The 15,654-nt window shown below is 68.8% G+C and carries 13 protein-coding genes; 2 read left to right on the forward strand and 11 right to left on the reverse strand.

Going from position 1 to position 15,654, the window contains the following annotated elements:
- The first annotated feature begins 57 nt into the window (after window positions 1–57).
- Window positions 58–669: an HAD family phosphatase gene (locus MJQ72_RS41905; RefSeq protein ID WP_240596381.1), complete on the forward strand. Its 612-nt coding sequence runs from the start codon at window positions 58–60 to the stop codon at window positions 667–669.
- Between the two features lie 293 nt (window positions 670–962).
- On the opposite strand, the gene MJQ72_RS41910 is transcribed toward MJQ72_RS41905, so the two are convergent.
- Window positions 963–1,913: a D-alanine--D-alanine ligase gene (locus tag MJQ72_RS41910; protein ID WP_240596382.1), complete on the reverse strand. Its 951-nt coding sequence runs from the start codon at window positions 1,911–1,913 to the stop codon at window positions 963–965.
- Window positions 1,914–1,947: 34 nt separating this feature from the next.
- A complete protein-coding gene (locus MJQ72_RS41915; protein WP_240596383.1) occupies window positions 1,948–3,267 on the reverse strand; it encodes a PLP-dependent aminotransferase family protein in 1,320 nt (439 codons plus the stop codon).
- A gap of 194 nt (window positions 3,268–3,461) precedes the next feature.
- Between MJQ72_RS41915 and MJQ72_RS41920 the strand changes: the two genes are divergently transcribed.
- Window positions 3,462–4,106 carry an N-acetyltransferase gene (locus tag MJQ72_RS41920; protein WP_026467184.1) on the forward strand — a complete coding sequence of 215 codons (645 nt, stop codon included), beginning with the start codon at window positions 3,462–3,464 and terminating at the stop codon, window positions 4,104–4,106.
- A 287-nt stretch (window positions 4,107–4,393) separates the two neighbouring features.
- Here the strand turns inward: MJQ72_RS41920 and MJQ72_RS41925 are convergent, their stop codons facing one another.
- From MJQ72_RS41925 to MJQ72_RS41965, 9 genes are all read right to left on the reverse strand, one after another.
- On the reverse strand, window positions 4,394–5,542 hold the full coding sequence (locus tag MJQ72_RS41925) for an N-acetylmuramoyl-L-alanine amidase (RefSeq protein WP_063274174.1): 1,149 nt from the start codon (window positions 5,540–5,542) through the stop codon (window positions 4,394–4,396).
- 251 nt (window positions 5,543–5,793) lie between these two features.
- Window positions 5,794–6,117: a thioredoxin gene (gene trxA / locus MJQ72_RS41930; RefSeq protein WP_007032253.1), complete on the reverse strand. Its 324-nt coding sequence runs from the start codon at window positions 6,115–6,117 to the stop codon at window positions 5,794–5,796.
- Between the two features lie 36 nt (window positions 6,118–6,153).
- Window positions 6,154–7,149 carry a thioredoxin-disulfide reductase gene (gene trxB / locus MJQ72_RS41935; protein ID WP_007032254.1) on the reverse strand — a complete coding sequence of 332 codons (996 nt, stop codon included), beginning with the start codon at window positions 7,147–7,149 and terminating at the stop codon, window positions 6,154–6,156.
- 215 nt (window positions 7,150–7,364) lie between these two features.
- Window positions 7,365–8,156 (reverse strand): hypothetical protein, encoded by a 792-nt coding sequence (locus MJQ72_RS41940; RefSeq protein WP_240596384.1) that lies wholly within the window; start codon window positions 8,154–8,156, stop codon window positions 7,365–7,367.
- Window positions 8,153–8,812 (reverse strand): RNA polymerase sigma factor SigM, encoded by a 660-nt coding sequence (sigM, locus tag MJQ72_RS41945; protein WP_037333997.1) that lies wholly within the window; start codon window positions 8,810–8,812, stop codon window positions 8,153–8,155. Before sigM ends, MJQ72_RS41940 begins: the two co-directional genes overlap by 4 nt.
- A 31-nt stretch (window positions 8,813–8,843) precedes the next feature.
- Complete coding sequence (locus MJQ72_RS41950) at window positions 8,844–10,403, reverse strand: protein kinase family protein (protein WP_240601561.1); 1,560 nt, start codon at window positions 10,401–10,403, stop codon at window positions 8,844–8,846.
- A 120-nt stretch (window positions 10,404–10,523) separates the two neighbouring features.
- Window positions 10,524–12,521, reverse strand: a complete 1,998-nt coding sequence (murJ, locus tag MJQ72_RS41955; RefSeq protein ID WP_396427030.1) for a murein biosynthesis integral membrane protein MurJ — start codon at window positions 12,519–12,521, stop codon at window positions 10,524–10,526.
- Between the two features lie 362 nt (window positions 12,522–12,883).
- Complete coding sequence (locus tag MJQ72_RS41960) at window positions 12,884–15,025, reverse strand: DUF6049 family protein (RefSeq protein WP_240596385.1); 2,142 nt, start codon at window positions 15,023–15,025, stop codon at window positions 12,884–12,886.
- Window positions 15,022–15,546, reverse strand: coding sequence for an NUDIX hydrolase (locus MJQ72_RS41965; RefSeq protein WP_037334014.1), 525 nt, complete (start codon window positions 15,544–15,546; stop codon window positions 15,022–15,024). Before MJQ72_RS41965 ends, MJQ72_RS41960 begins: the two co-directional genes overlap by 4 nt.
- Window positions 15,547–15,654 lie beyond the last annotated feature (108 nt).

Consider the following 15,654-nt stretch of genomic DNA (forward strand, 5'->3'; position numbering starts at 1 on the left):
GACGATAGCTCGCTGCTGATGATTCTGTGACGCTGAGTGCTTGAACTGGGGGCAAGCGTGAAGGGGTTCTTCGGCGGTCGAAATCCGCGCGCGGTGGTCTTCGACTGCGACGGATTGCTGTTCGCGCGGCGCGGGCTCCCCTTCGGAGCAGACGAGAAGGCGTTGGTGATCGGCAAGTCGCTCCCGGCCGCCGCCGACGCGATGGCGGCTGCGGCCGGCGAACCGGATGCCGGCGCCGAGATCGCGGACGAGTTGCTGAGGTTGGTGACCGAGGTCGTCACCGCGAAAGCGGAGGCGATGCCCGGCGCGCGTGAATTGGTCGAACTGACCGCCGCGGCCGTACCGGTCGCCGTCGCGAGCAACTCGCCCCGGGCGCTCCTGGACGCCGCACTCGTTCGCGGCGGCCTGGCGGAAATGTTTCCCGTGAAACTGGCCGCCGACGAGGTGACCGCGCCGAAGCCGGATCCAGAGATGTACTTGACCGCTTGTGGTCTCTTGAACGTCGAGCCTGCCGACGCGCTGGCGTTCGAAGACTCCATGACGGGCCTTGGCGTGCCCGTCATCGGGGTACCGACGTTGAAGCATCAGGACTTCCCCGCCGATGTCGTGATCGGCTCGCTGCGCGACGAAGAGCTGTTGTCCTGGGTACGCGGATGGTCTCGGCGATGACCGGACTCCCCTTCGTCCGGTTCCAAAGCCCGACTCGGGATCTCGTCAAGGGGCTCGCCCGCGCCGGACGCCTCACTGTCGAGCAGGAAGCGTTCCGCCGGACGAACAACGACTGGTTAGACACGAAGCTCAATCCCGGGCCGAGACGTGGTTCAAGGCGACCGCTCGCGTCTTCATCGAGCGAGTCGACGGCTACCTGTCTGCTCGGCGAATCCAGGGCAGGTCGTCGTCGTGGCCCGGAAACAGAAAGGGGACTCGCCCGCAGTGGGCAAGTCCCCTTCGCCGGGTCTGGTTCAGCTCTTGCGGGAAATCGCCCGTCCGACGAGGTCGGCGAAGACCGAGCCGAGGGTGGCGCCGGCCGCCTCGATCGCCACCGGCACGATCGAGGTCTCGGTGAGACCCGGTGAGGGGTTCACCGCGAGGAAGTGGACCGTGCCGTCTTCGGTGATCACCGCGTCGGTGCGGGAGATGTCGCGAAGCCCGAGTTGCCGGTGCACGGCGACGGCCAGTTCGCCCACTGCCTTGGCGGCGTCGTCGGGAATCCGCGCGGGGGTAAAGAAGTCGGTCAGCCCGGCGGTGTAGCGGGCGGTGTAGTCGTATACGCCGCTCTCCGGCACGATTTCGACCGCGGGCAAGGCCTCGGGTCCCTCTTCGCCTTCGATGACCGTGACGGCCACCTCGACGCCGGAAACGAACTTCTCGGCGAGGACGGTGTCGCCGTAGGCGAAGCAGCCGACCATCGCGCCGGGCATTTCCGCGGCGTCCTTGACGACCTGGGCGCCCAGCGCCGATCCTCCCTGGTCGGGCTTCAGGATCATGGGCAGCCCGAGTGTGTCGACCATCGAGTCCAGCACGGCTTGCGCGCCGAGCTCGCGGAAGGTGCTGTGCGGCAGCACTACCCAGTCCGGCGTGGTGAAGCCCGCGTCGGCGACGAGCGCTTTGGCCGTCGGCTTGTCCCACGCGCGTCGGCAGCCTCGCGAGCTGGTGCCGACGTAAGGCACGTCGAGCATCTCCAGCACCGTCTGCACCGCACCGTTCTCCCCTTCACCTCCGTGTAGGGCGACGATGGCCGCGTCGGGCCGCTGGGTGCGTAGACGTTCGAGCAGACCCGCGTCGGTGTCCCACTCCTCGACGATGAGGCCTTCCGCCCGCAACGCGACCGAGAGCCGGCGTCCGGAGCGGAGAGAGACATCGCGTTCGTGGGACAGGCCGCCTGCGAGTACGGCAACGGTGCGGTCGACCACCGAGACTCCTTTGTGCTTGGGGACGTCCGGTCGATCAGACCGTGTCCGGAGAGGGGTTCTGCGGCCCCGAGATCGAGCGTGGGCTCGCGTTACCGAAGGTACGCGCCAGGTCCATTTCGGACTCGAGCACCGCGGCGAGCCGCCGGACGCCTTCGCGGATCCGTTCGGGCGTCGGGTAGCAGTAGGAAAGACGAAGCTGTCTGCTGCCGAAACCGTCGGCGTAGAAACCGGTTCCGGAGGCGTACGCGACCCGGGCCGTGACGGCCCTCGGCAGCATCGCCTTCGTGTCCACGCCTTCGGGGACGGTCATCCAGACGTAGAAACCGCCGTCGGGTTTGGTCCAGCTGCAGCCGGCGGGCATGTGCTGTTCGAGCGCGGACAGGATCGCGTCCCGGCGCTCACGGTAGTTTTCGCGGAAGGTCTTGATCTGGCCCATCCAGTCGTGAGTCGAGAGGTATCGCGACACGATCAACTGGTTAAGCGTCGGCGGACAAAGCGTCGCAGACTCGGCCGCGAGTACGAGCTTCTCCCGGACCGCGTGGGGTGCGAGCACCCAGCCGACCCGCAGACCGGAGGCGAAGGTCTTCGAAAAAGAGCCCAAGTACACGACATTGTCGGGGTCGATCGAGCGGAGCGCCGGGTACGTCTGGCCGCTGAATCCCAGCAGACCGTACGGGTTGTCCTCGACGATGAGGATGTCGTTCTCGCGGCAGATCTCCACGATCTCCGCGCGCCGCTCGACGGCCAGCGTGACGCCGCCGGGGTTGTGGAAGTTGGGGATCGTGTAGAGGAATTTGACCCGGCGGCCCGCTTTCCGCGTCTCCGCGAGCGCGGCGCGCAGCCCCTCGGGGACGAGGCCGTGGTCGTCCATCGCGACGTGGACGACGTCCGCCTGGTACGCGGCGAAAGAGCCGAGCGCGCCGACGTACGAGGGACCTTCGGCGATGATGACGTCGCCAGGATCGCAGAACAGCCGGGTCACCATGTCGAGCCCCATCTGGGAGCCGACCGTCACGACGACGTCGTCCGGGTGGGCCTTGATCCCTTCGAGGGCCATGATTTCGCAGATCTGCTCGCGCAGGGCGGGGACGCCGTGCGCGGAGCCGTACTGGAGCGCGACCAGGCCGTCCTCGGCGATGAGCTCGCCGACCTGCGTGGACAGCGTGTCCAACGGGAGCGCGGCGAGGTTCGGCATTCCGCCGGCGAGCGATACCACTTCGGGGCGACTGGCCACCGCGAACAAGGCCCTGATCTCGGAAGCAGTCATCCCGGCCGTACGCGCGGCGTAGCGGTCGAGGTGAGGGTCGAGGTTGTGGCGGCCGGGCTCCGGCCGGACAGGGCGGTTCTCGGTCATCAGGCGCTTCACCCGGCTTCGAAGTGGACATAGTCGCTACCGACTGGTAGTTCCATCGAGTGTAACCACCCTCCCTCTAGGGGCCCTGGCCTTCCGGTGTTCATCACATCGGCCTATCCTCGGTCAGGAACCCTTCGGTGAGCCCTGCTCGGGACAAGGCTGCGTCGGGTGTCGTCATTCAGGGAGGTTTGTCTGTGTCGCGTCGCGTCGTGGGCGTAACCCTGGACAACCTCGAGCATCTGCCGAAGAGCTGCCGCCGCTGCGTGTACTGGGAGCTGGCGCCGCATCTGAAGGCGCAGGCCGAGGAATACGGCGCGACCGAGGTCGAAAAGGAAGCTTGGGTCTCCAGCGTGCTGCTGGAGTGGGGTTCCTGCGGCCGGATCGTCTACAGCGACACCCTGCCCGTCGGTTTCGTGCTCTACGCGCCGCCGAACGCCGTGCCGCGCTCGCTGGCCTTCCCGACTTCGCCTCCCGGCCCGGACGCGGTACTGCTGACCGCCTTCCAGGTCCTCCCCGAATTCCAAGGTGGCGGACTCGGCCGCATGCTGGTGCAGGCCGTCGCGAAGGATCTGACCAAACGCGGTGTCCGCGCGATCGAAGCGTTCGGGGACGCCAAACCCGACGAGACCGATCCGGACGGCGGGCACAGCTGTGTGCTGCCCGCCGCGTTCCTGCAGAGCGTCGGGTTCAAGACCGTGCGGCCGCATCCGCGGTGGCCGCGGCTGCGGCTGGAACTGCGGTCGGCTATTTCGTGGAAGGAAGACGTGGAGGCGGCCCTCGAACGGCTGCTCGGCCAGGTCTCCATCACGACGGCCGAGCCGAGCCTCGGCCGCGCCTGACCCTCTCCGCCCGCGCCGTTTAGCAGAGTTTTCGAGCGCGCGCAGCAGCCATCCCCCGGCCTGGGGACAGCTGTGGGTAACCCGCCGAGTTATCCACAGATCGCTGATAGGAGCGGTGGAAAATCTGTGGATGGGTAGGCTGGACCTGGGGACGCCCCCCGGGAAGGGCGGGGGCTGCGCGCCGGGTGGATCTAGGGGTGGCGTGGTCGGCCGAGGGGGCACACAACCGGTTGTGCCGAGGGCGTCGGCAGAGGGATGTGCGCCCGCGTGCGGGTGTGGAGGACTGGCTACTCCGCTTTGGCGAGTTCGTGGGCCAGGACGTCCGCGAAGGTGAACGTGCCGGTCGGCTGGTCCCCTTCGCCGAGGAGGTACAGGCGCTTCACGGCGACCAGGATGCCTTCGGCGACGACGTCGCGGAAAGCCGGGTCCGCCAGTTTGCGGCTGTCTTCCGGGTTGGTCAGGTAGCCGATCTCGATCCGCACCGCCGGGCAGCGGGTGCGGGTGAAGATCTCCCAGGTCTTGTAGTGCGTGCGGCAGTCGAGCATGCCGGTGCGCGCGGCCAGCTCACGCTGGATGAAGCCCGCCAGCAGCTCGCCGACGGTCGACGTGGTGCCGTTGCCGGTGCCGAAGTGGAAGCTCGCGACCCCCTGCGCCTTGGGCGAGGAGTTCTTGTCGTTGTGCAGCGAAAGGAACAGGTCGGCGCCCGCCTCGTTCGCGAACTTCGCCCGGTCGCCCTCGCTCGGGCTCTGGTTCGGGCCGCGCGAGATCAGCGCCTCCATACCGGTGGCCTGCATCCGGCCTTCGAGCCGCCGCGCCAGGTCCCAGGCGATGTCCGCCTCGCGCAGACCGCCGGCGACGACGCCGAGGTCCTCGCCGCCGTGGCCGGGGTCGATCACGATGCGCTTGCCGCGCAGCCGGGGGCCCGCCTGCCGCACCTGCTCCTGCTCACGCAGGAAAACGGGACGGCCGCCGCGGGCACGCGGCGACGAGAGCCGGTGCAGCTCACGGATCGTGGCCGGGCCGCACATACCGTCGGCGACCAGGCGCATGTCGCGCTGGAAGGTCTTGAGCGCGCGTTCGGTCTGCGGGCCGAAGTGCCCGTCGGGGCGGCCTGCGTCGAAACCGAGTTCGGTCAGCCGCTCCTGGAGCGCGAAGACGTCGTCACCCTGCATGGGGGCGGAGAACATGTAGGTCAGCGGGCGGCTGCCCAGATGGAAGCCCGCGCCGCGAAGCGCCTGGTAGGTCGCCGGACCCACCAGACCGTCGGTGATGAGCCCACGGCGCTGCTGGAACGCTCGAACGGCGTGTTCCATCGCCGTGTCGAAGACCTCGTACTCCCCGGATTCGGTCACCGGCGGGAGCAGCTCCATCGCCGCCAGCGTGGACCTGATCTCGGCGACGTCCGGTCCGGCGTCACCGCGGCGGAGTACCCGCATGCACTCCTCGCTCTTCCCTTTGGGGCACCGATCGAGCTCGATGCACGACTATGAAAACCCTGCGGGGCGAACCCCGGTGCTCTATTGTGCCCTGTGAACTCTCGGTGAGCGCGGAGGCCCGGTCGGTGCGTCAAGTCGCCGTTCGTGGAACTCGTCCAGGCGTTCCCGTAACAGGGAGTTTTACCCATTCCGGGGAACGACGAAACCCGGAGCCTGGGCAGGCCCCGGGTTTCGGCAGGTGAAACGCGAGATCAGAGGACGTCGGCGAGGTCCGAGAGCAGCGCGGCCTTCGGCTTGGCGCCGACGATCTGCTTCACCGGCTTGCCGCCCTGGAACAGGATCAGCGTCGGAATCGACATCACCTGGTAGTCACGCGCAGTGTTCGGGTTGGCATCGATGTCGAGCTTCGCGATGGTCAGCTTCTCGCCGTTCTCCGCCGCGATCTCCTCGAGCACCGGGGCGACCATCTTGCACGGACCGCACCAGGTCGCCCAGAAGTCGACCAGGACGGGCTTCTCGCTCGTCAGCACGTCGTCGACGAACGTCTTGTCGGTCACCGTCACGGTGTTGGCCATGGTGTCTCCTTCTGGGTGGTGAACGGGCTGGGAAAGTCAGTTGGTGGTGGCGCCGTAGCCGCCGCCGACCAGCTCAGGAGTCTCTTGGGCGGTCTCGACACCGGCGTGCTCCGCCAGCCATCGTTCTGCATCGATGGCGGCCGCGCAGCCCGAGCCGGCGGCGGTGATCGCCTGCCGGTACGTGCGGTCGACCAGGTCGCCCGCCGCGAAGACACCGGGAAGGTTCGTGTACGAGGTCCGGCCCTTGGTGAGCACGTAGCCGTCCTCGTCGAGGTCCACCTGGCCGCGCACCAGTTCGCTGCGCGGGTCGTGCCCGATCGCCACGAAGAACCCGGTCACGTCGAGCTTGGACTCCTCGCCGGTCACCGTGTCCTTGAGCTTCAGGCCCTCGACCTTGCCTTCACCCTCGACTCCGGTGATCTGCTTGTTGAGCGCCCACTTGATCTTCTCGTTCTCGCGGGCGCGCTCCAGCATGATCTTGGAGGCGCGGAACTCCTCGCGGCGGTGGACGATCGTGACGGACTTCGCGAACTTCGTCAGGAAGGTCGCCTCCTCCATCGCGGAGTCACCGCCGCCCGCGACCACGATGTCGTGGTCGCGGAAGAAGAAGCCGTCGCAGGTGGCGCAGGCCGAAACACCGCGGCCGAGCAGTTCCTGCTCGCCGGGCACGTTCAGATAGCGGGCGGCGGCACCCATCGAGAGCACGACCGCGCGGGCCGCGTAGCGCTTGCCGTTCGCGACGACGTACTTGACGTCACCAGTCAGCTCGACGGACTCGACATCTTCCTGGCGCAGGTCGGCGCCGAAACGCTTCGCCTGCTCCCGCATCTCTTCCATGAGGTCGGGACCCTGGATGCCTTCGCGGAAGCCGGGGAAGTTCTCGACCTCCGTCGTCGTCATCAGCGCACCGCCGAACTGAGTGCCCTCGAACACCAGCGGTTCGAGCTGCGCTCGTGCCGCGTAGACAGCGGCGGTGTATCCCGCAGGACCCGATCCCACAATGATCAGGTTCCTGATCTCCTCGGCAGCCACCCGTGACCTCCGCTCGTAGTGACCTGTTCACCAGGCTCAACACGATCGTAAGGGCCGGTGTTCCCGGGGTGACCGGCGCTACTTTCTCCCGCCTTGCGGCACGGAGGAGATCCGACCTCTAGCGCCGCTAGAAAACCTAGCGTGGTAGCAAAGGTCCCTCGCTCCCCCTGAAATGGGGCTGGTGGGGAGCGAGGGACCAGTGAGGTTTGGGCCGGTTACTTGGCTCCGATGATTTTGTCGAAGAGGACCGCCGGGTTGCCGGGGCCGCAGTCGGCACCGAAGGCGACGATGCGGAACTGGGCGAGTTTGCCCGTGGTGTAGATCACCATCACGCCGTCCTTGCCCGCGACGTTCACCGGCCGGATGCCCTCCGGCCGTACGTCGGCGTCCATTCCGGCCGCGGTGACGCAGGCGTCGAGGCGCTCTTCGGTCTTCAGCGAGCCGAAGTCGCGGACGCCGATCGCCTTGCCGACGAGGGCTTCGGCGCCGCCGCCGTCTCCGCCGACCGAAGGTCCGGGAACCGAGGCCGAGGGCGCGGGCTGGGCGATTCCGCCCGAATCCGGCTCCCGCGTGGTCGGGACGACGATTGCCACGGCGGCGATGGCCGCCGCCGCCACGGTCGCTATCCCGGCGCCCCAGCCGATCCGCTTGTTCCGCCGCCGCCGTGCGGCCGCGAGGTCCACCACCGGGGCGACCTGCTCCTGCTGCCTTTCAGGTGCGCCTTGAAACGCAGGCGTCGCCCGCATTTCGGCGGCCAGCGCGGCGTCGATCCGTGCCGCGTACTCCGCAGGCATCGGTGCGACCGGCTCGTTCGCGAGTTCCGCGAGGTCGGCCGTGGTCGCTTCCAGTGCTTCGATGATCGCCAGTGCTTCGGGGTCGGCGTTCACCAACGGCCACAGTTCGGCCGCCTCACGCTCGTCCAGCACACCTGCGTGCAGGTCGGCGAGCACATCGACAGACCACGGCGGACCGACGGTCCCACCGATCCCCCTGCTCTCGTCTGTCATCGTCCCTCCCCGTCACCCGGCGTGCCCTGAGGACGCCTGGCACCCCGTTGCGGGGTAGCGCGCTCTCGTTTGCTTTCGTGAGTTGGGACGTTCGCAATAGCATCGGGGTTCCGTAGATGTCCGAGAACCTTCGCGAGCTTTCCGCGACCTCGGGCACACCGGCTCTTGACCGTGCCCTCGGCGATGCCGAGCATCTTCGCCGTCTCGGCGACGGAGTATCCCTCGACATCGACCAACACGATCGGGGCACGTTGCTCTTCGGGGAGCTGGTCGAGGGCTTCCTTGACGACCAGGCTCGTCTCGCGCTCGGACATCGAGTCGCGCGGCGAGGCGGGTTCGTTGAACTGCCCGGTCTCGGGCAGCGGAACGGTCGGTCTGGCCTTGCCCCGCCGGATGCGGTCGAGGCACGCGTTCACGACGATGCGGTGCAACCACGTCGTGACCTGCGATTCCGCCCTGAAGTTGCCCGCCGCTCGGAACGCGGAGATGAAGGCGTCCTGCAGGGCGTCCGCGGCTTCTTCCGGATCCCGCAAGGTGCGCAGGGCCACCGCCCACATGCGGTCTCGATGTCGCTGGACCAGTTCACTGAACGCGTGCGGGTCTCCAGCGGCGTGTGCCGCTATGAGATCCGCGTCCGTGGGAGCTGCAGCTGTCACCCGTGAGAGCCTACTGACCCGGTGTCTGAGGTCACCCCGCAGGCAGGAAGGTCAGCTCTTTGAGTTCGGTGATGAACTTGCCTTTGTCATCTTCACCCAGCTGAGTGATCCAGATGATGAAGTACTGACCCTGCTGAGGCTGCTGCAAGGCGACGGTCGACTCGCCCGCCGCGAGGTCCCCGCTCCCGACGACCTTCGTCTCGTCGAGCTTCGGGTTCTTCTTGTCGGCGGAGCGGATCTCGACCTTCGAACCGGCACTCGCCGCGTCGATCTTCACCTGGCTGAGATTGATCGGGTCCTTGAAGGTCACGACCAGCCCGACGCCGTCCTTGAGCACCGGGAACTGCTCGTCGTACTGGTCGGTCTTCCACGAGGTGACCGCGTCGCCGTCGGTGGCGTTCCTGGCTTTGCCGGGGCTGTCGCCCTTGCTGCCCGGGTTGTAGACGGCCACGGCCGACGGTTTCACCGCGGCACCCACCGCGGGGGCCGGCGGCTTCTGCGCGGGCGGCGGCTGCTGCTCGCCCGAGGGCGGCACGACCTGCGAGGACGACGCGGCGACGTTCATCTTCGGACCGCTGGACTTCGACTCACCCTGGAACAGGTTGATCAGCATCATCCCGCCCCAGGCGAGGATGACCACGGTCGCGACGACCAGCACGGTCACGCCGAACGCCAGCTTCTTGCGCCGCGCGACGTCCTTGACCGGTTTCTTCGTCGTCCACACCGTGCCGTCCGATTCGGCGACGGCCTCTTCCTCGCCGACGGCCTTGATCAGCTGGGTGCGTTCTTCGGCTTCGGCGACCTGGTCCAGCACGCGCAGGATGGCCGCGCTGGTGCGGATGCCGCCGTGGCCACCGTCCTCGATGGTGCGGACGGCGAGCGACGACAGCTCGACCGGGACCGTCGGGACCAGTGAACGCGGCGGGATGACGCGCCCGGTCGGCGCGTGCGGCGCCGCCGGGATCGCGGCCGGGCCGCCGGGAAGGGCCCAACGGCCGGTCAGCAGCAGGTACAGGACGGCGCCGAGTGCTTTGACGTCGTCGCGAAGGGTCGCTTCGGGCAGCGGGCCGGGGAAGGCGAGCTTCAGCGCGCCGTCCGGGGTGAGCCGCAGGCGCTGCGGGTGGTCGAGGCCGAGGACGAGACCGTTCTGATGGGCGTGGTCGACGGCTTCCGCCAGTGCCTGCACCATCCGGGCCGCCGCGGCGGGCGCCACCGGGCGCTGCGCCACGAGGTCGACCAGGTCGCTGCCCTTGGTCCATTCCGCCACGACGACACCGAGCAGACCTTCGCTCGAGGTGACGCCGCTGCCGAGACTGAGCACGTCGAGGACGCGCGCGACCCCGCCGTGGCCGAATTTCGACGCGTGCGCGGCGCGTTCCAGCGTCCGGCGCGCGAGCCGGGCGGCCTCCGCGTCCGCGGGGTCGCCGACCAGCAGCGTCAGCGCCACGTCCCGCTTCAGCTGCCCGTCGCGGGCGCGCCAAAGATGCGCGGCTGCCCGCTCGTCCACCCCGAACTGTGCGAGCAGGCGATACCGGCCGTCACCGACGACCCGGCCAGGGGCCAGCGACCCGCCTTGGGCCCGGATGCCCACCTGGCTCGCCTCCCCTGCCTGTTCGCTCCGTCTCGTATCCACCGCACTCTCCCGCGTAGCTCCCGCCCCGAGGGTACCCAGAATACGACCCGTGAACGCGCGTCATCCGTACGTGAATCGTTATCCGCGCTTGATCAACCGGGTGATCCTCGCCGTGGCGGGCTTCAATTCCTCGACCTTCAAGGCGATGAGCACGCCGAACGACACCGCGATCCCGACCACCGTCTGCAGGAGAAGTTTCACCCAGGCATGGAAAGTAGGCCCGAACGAGTCAGGAACGATCTGCCCGGCGAGCCACGCCGCGCCGACCCCGAGCACACTCGCGACGACCGTGAAGAGGATCACCCCGAGAACGCGCTTGCTCCGGAGGTTCCCGAGGGTCACCCACAGCCACACCTGGCCGAGGATCGCGCCGACGACGAACGTGAGGCCGTTGACCATCATCACGCCGAGCACGATGTTGTCCGGCGACAGCAACGCGGGGCACAGGTACAGCAGCGGCACCTTGACCACGGTCATCACGATCATGATCAGCACCGGCGTCCGCGCGTCCTTCATCGCGTAGAACACCCGCATCTGAAGCATGACCAGCGCGTACGGCAGCAGCGCGAACGCGGAGATGGCCAGCGCCTCGCCCATCCGCGACGCGTCCTCGACCGTGCCCTTGCCCAGGGTGAACAGGGCGATACCGACCGAACCACCGACCACGGTCATCACCGCGGAGATCGGCACGAGCATCACCGTCGAGATCCGCGACGCGTAGGAGAGGTCGCCGATCAGCTTCTTGTGGTCGCCGTCGGCGGCCGCGCGGCTCATCCGCGGCATGATCGCGGTCAGCAGCGACACACCGATGACGCCGTACGGCAGCTGGAAGAGCAGCCACGCGTTGCTGTACGCGGTCACACCGCCCTGCGAACCGCTGGTCAGCACGCGGGTGGTGATCGTGTAGCCGACCTGGCTGACCGCGACGTAGCCGACGGTCCACAGCGCGAGCCCGCCGAATTCCTTCATGCGCTTGTCGATGCCCCAGCGCCATTTGAACTTGAACCCGGACCGCAGCAGCGGCGGGATCAGCAGCACCGACTGCGCCACGATGCCCGAGGTCACGCCGATGCCCAGGGTCAGCAGCTTCGGGTCGGTGATCGACACCGGATCGGTGGAGATGTTCCCGGGCATGATCCACACGACGAGGATCGTGAAGATCACGACGAGGTTGTTGATCACCGGCGCCCACGCCGTCGGGCCGAAGATGTTCTTCGCGTTCAGCACCGCCGAGAGCAGCGCGAACACACCGTAGAAGAAGATCTGCGGCAGCAGCAGGTACGCGAACGCGGTGACCAGCTCGGGATTCGCCTGGCCCTTGTCGTCGACGTAGAGCTTGGTGATCAGCGGCGCGGCGAACACGGCGATCGTCGTCCCGACGACGAGCAGCGTGCCCGCCACCGTGACCAGTCGCTGGGTGTAGGCCTCGCCGCCGTCCTTGTCGTCCTGCGACCGCACGAGCAGCGGGACCACGAGGCTGGACAGCACCCCGCCCATCAGCAGTTCGAAGATGATGTTCGGCATGGTGTTGGCGACGTTGAACGAGTCGTTCTCCACCTGGGCGCCGATGGCCGCGACCAGCAGCAGCTTCCACGCGAAACCGGTGATGCGGCTGATGAGCGACGCGATCGCCATCCGGCCGCTGGACTTCGCGATCGACGGCGCCTTCGCCGGGGCGGCGACGTCCTGTTCGCCGGTGTCCCCCGGCCGCGGTTTGACCAGCGGCGCGTCCTTGATCGCCGGCATGACCTGCGTGGCGAGCTGGTCGTACGGGCGGAGGACGTCGGGGTCGGCGACCGGCCAGCGCGAACCCATCGGGACGCCGGGGGTGCGCGGGATGAACCGCGTCGCGTCGGCTTCGTCGCGCCGGTCGACCTGCCACGGGCGGACCGGTGGCGGCTGGCGGCGCCCGCGATGCGGCGGGGGCGGTGTCTGATTGAGGGCCTGCGGAGGCTGGGGTGCCGCCGGACGGCGCGGTGCCTGGCTCTGCGACGGCTGCGGCAGCGGCGGCCCCTGCGGAGGCGGCACCGGCTGACGGCGGGTCGGCGGAGGCGGCGTCCCCTGCCCAGGGGGCATTTTCCGCGGCGGCGGGTTCTGGGGTGGCCTCAGCCGGCGCGTCTCGTCGTCGGGGCGGCCCGCCACCCGCTGGCGGCGGCCGTCCGGCGGCGGCTGCTGGGGTGGCGGCGGCACGGCTCGCCGCGGCCGCTCACCGCGTTCGGGCGGGGGCTGCTGCGGGGGCGGCTGGCGACGCTCCGGACGGCGCGCCGGTCCGTCGGTGCGGCGGGGCGGTGGCGGAGTACCTTCGCGCCGGGGACGGCCTGCACGCTCGGGCGGTACACCCGGCTCTCTTTCCAACGCGTGCCCAATCCTCGGTGCTCGGCTACGTGATGCCCGGCGGCATCGTTCGACCCAGGGTAATCGGGAACGGCCGGAAACACTTAAACCTGTGCGTCCTCGGTCACACGTGGGGCGGTTTCGTTCGTCCGATCGGCCCGTGAGTCCTTGATCCTCCGGTAGATCCGCCGGGACGACAGGAGCAGCAGCGCACCCGCCGCGGTGATGGTGATGATGATGGTGATCGCGCCGTACTCCGTGGAGGTCAGCTCGAACCGCGCGTCGGAACCGAGCGGGGTCCCGTCGGGCGTGGTCAGCGCCACGTCGACGCTGAACCGGCCCGCTCGCAGCGCCTCCACCGGGAGCAGCTGGTTGATGGCGCCGTTCGCCGGGACGGTGCGCTCCGGGACCGCTTCGGTGGGGCGCAGGCCCACGTTGTTCTTGAGCACGGTGCGGACGTTGATGCCGACCGGAAGGCCGTTGGTGATGTAGGCGGGCAGGGGCGACGCGCCGGAGGCCAGCGCGATCGTCTGCTTCGGCCGCTCCACGGTGACCTGGCTGCGGATCGCTTCGAGGTCGCCGCGGGCGTTGCCGGTGACGATCGCGGCGTCCGCGCCACGCCACGAGGTGGACGCGGCCCGGATGAGGGCGAACCGGACCGGGGCGATCACGTCGGCCGGATTCACTCGTTTGGTGGCATCCATCGTCATCGCCGACGAAAGGCCCAGCGTCTCGTTGTCGATCTGGGACATCTTCGCGGTGACCTCACCGCTGGTCGCGGCCGTCAGATCCTGCGGGTCGTAGTTGACCGACGCCGTCCCGGACGGGCTGTCACCGAGCAGATCGGGCAACGGCGCCGGCTTGATCAGACCGGCGGTGTAGAAGTCGCCCATCCGCTCCAGGAACGTGGTGAGTTCGGTGCCGCTCGCGGCCCAGTGCCGCGGCGGCGCGATCAGCAGGCGCGAACGCGACGGCCCCTCGGGCTGGCCGCCGAGCCCCGCCCGGAAGGCGATGGCGCCGAGCCCGTTCTGGGTGGATCCCGAGCCGTTCAGCGCGGACGAGATCAGCGCGTCGATCGGCTGCGCGCGCAGCTCCGTTCCCTCGATCGACACCCCGCCCGAAAGCGGCGAGCCGGACTGGAGCTTGCCCGAATCGGTCAGCAAGGTCTTGACGCCGGCTTTGCCGATCGCTTCGACGGTCTGCGAGTCGAGGGCGCCGCCTGGCCAGAGCACGCCGTCTTGCGGCTGGATGCCGAGCAGGTTCTTGATCGTCCCCGCGCCGCCCAGCGCGCTCGCCAGGAGCGCGGTGTCGGTGGCGTCGCCCGCGCGGACCTTCGTCAGCGCGGTGAGGTCGGCGTCGGCGAACGGGAGGGTGACCACGCACCGGCCCGCGACCAGTGCCTTCAGCCTGCCGAGCCAGTTCTTCGCGGTCTCGACGCCCTTGCCGGGAGCGCCGCCCGCGACCTGGTAGCCGCGGGTCATCCCGTCGACGGTCGCGACCAGGTCGGGGTCGATGGCCAGGCACAACGACGACGAGACCTTCGTGTCGGCCTCGGCCGCCCGCGCCGCCTCGACCAGCGAGTCGAGCCGTCCGCCGGCGGCCAGTTCGACGGCGAGCCGTTCGTCCGCCAGGGTCAGCGGGCCGCCGAGCGGGGACGAGACGACGTGCACGGTGCTGTTCGCGATCGGCCACAGCAGGCTCGTGGACGGTGCCGAAGGCGGACGGGTCGCGGGGGGTTTGCCGGGGACGCCGAGCACCGGCATCAGCAGGGTGACCGCCGCCAGCCGTTCCGGACCGCCGAAGTCCGGGGTGCCGTTGACGTTGACCAGCAGCGGGTACACGCCGGGCCTCGGGAACTGCAGCTTCGACGACTGGCCGAGCGGCACGGACAGGTTCAGCGCGGCGCTCTGCCCCGGCTCAAGCTCGTCCGGTTCGAGGTCGACGAACTCCGTCGCCGCGAGGTCCTTGAACTTGTCACCGGCGAGGACGTCGCCGATCTGCTGTTCGTTCTGCAGCCTGGTGCCCAGCTGCAGCCGGACGCCCAGCTTGCTGATCCGCCGGTCGCCGATGTTGGTGACGCGGCCGGTGACCGTCAGCGAGGCCGAGGTCGTGGTGATCACGCGGGGGTTCAGCTGGTCGAGGTCCACGCGCAGCCGGGGCTGGTCCTGGGCCTGCGCGACCGCGACGGGCAACGCGGTGAAGACCAGGAACAGGATCGACAGGACAGTGGCGGCAAGCCGCTTCACTCAGGTGCTCCCTCGGCGGTGTGCTGTTGCTGCGCGAAGAGTTCTTTGGCCTTCCGGACCAGCTTGCGCTCGTCGGAGTAGGCGAGTTTGGTCTCCAGGTCGGCGAGCGGTACCCAGGCGACCTCGGTCACCTCGACATCCTCGTCCGAAAGTTCGCCGCCGGTGGATTCCAGGATGAAATGGTGCACCGTCTTGTGCACGCGCCGTCGCTCGGCCACGAACCAGTAGTCGATGGTGCCGAGGGGCTGCAGGACGCGCGCGGAGATGCCGGTCTCTTCCTTCACCTCGCGCACCGCGGTCTGCTCCACCGTTTCACCGTCCTCGATGTGGCCCTTCGGCAGCGACCACAGCAGTCTGCCGTGCCGGTCGAGCCGCCCGATCAGCGCGGCGTTCGCCCGTTCGGCGTCGACGACGAGTCCACCGGCCGAGGTTTCGTCGACCGTGGTCAGCCGCCGCCCCCGCCTGCGCCTCCGCCGGCGGCCCGGCTTCGAAGCGCCGGAGCGGCCGGCTGATCCAGACATGCTGCGATGCTAGAGCAAACGGCGGTACGGGTACGCTGGCTCACCGTGCCCGTGTTGGGCCCGGCCGTAGTAAGTACATCCAAATCGTGGTGGGATTGTCGTGAACAA

Origin of the sequence: Amycolatopsis sp. EV170708-02-1 (assembly GCF_022479115.1) — a bacterium.
In the GTDB taxonomy this organism is placed as follows: Bacteria; Actinomycetota; Actinomycetes; order Mycobacteriales; family Pseudonocardiaceae; genus Amycolatopsis.

Excerpts from the sequence above, each read along its gene's own strand:
- MJQ72_RS41915 (WP_240596383.1), bottom strand. The coding sequence starts at position 3,267 with ATGACCGAGAACCGCCCTGTCCGGCCGGAGCCCGGCCGCCACAACCTC.
- MJQ72_RS41925 (WP_063274174.1), bottom strand. The coding sequence starts at position 5,542 with ATGCGGGTACTCCGCCGCGGTGACGCCGGACCGGACGTCGCCGAGATC.
- trxA (WP_007032253.1), bottom strand. The coding sequence starts at position 6,117 with ATGGCCAACACCGTGACGGTGACCGACAAGACGTTCGTCGACGACGTG.
- MJQ72_RS41940 (WP_240596384.1), bottom strand. The coding sequence starts at position 8,156 with ATGACAGACGAGAGCAGGGGGATCGGTGGGACCGTCGGTCCGCCGTGG.
- murJ (WP_396427030.1), bottom strand. The coding sequence starts at position 12,521 with ATGCCCCCTGGGCAGGGGACGCCGCCTCCGCCGACCCGCCGTCAGCCG.
- MJQ72_RS41965 (WP_037334014.1), bottom strand. The coding sequence starts at position 15,546 with ATGTCTGGATCAGCCGGCCGCTCCGGCGCTTCGAAGCCGGGCCGCCGG.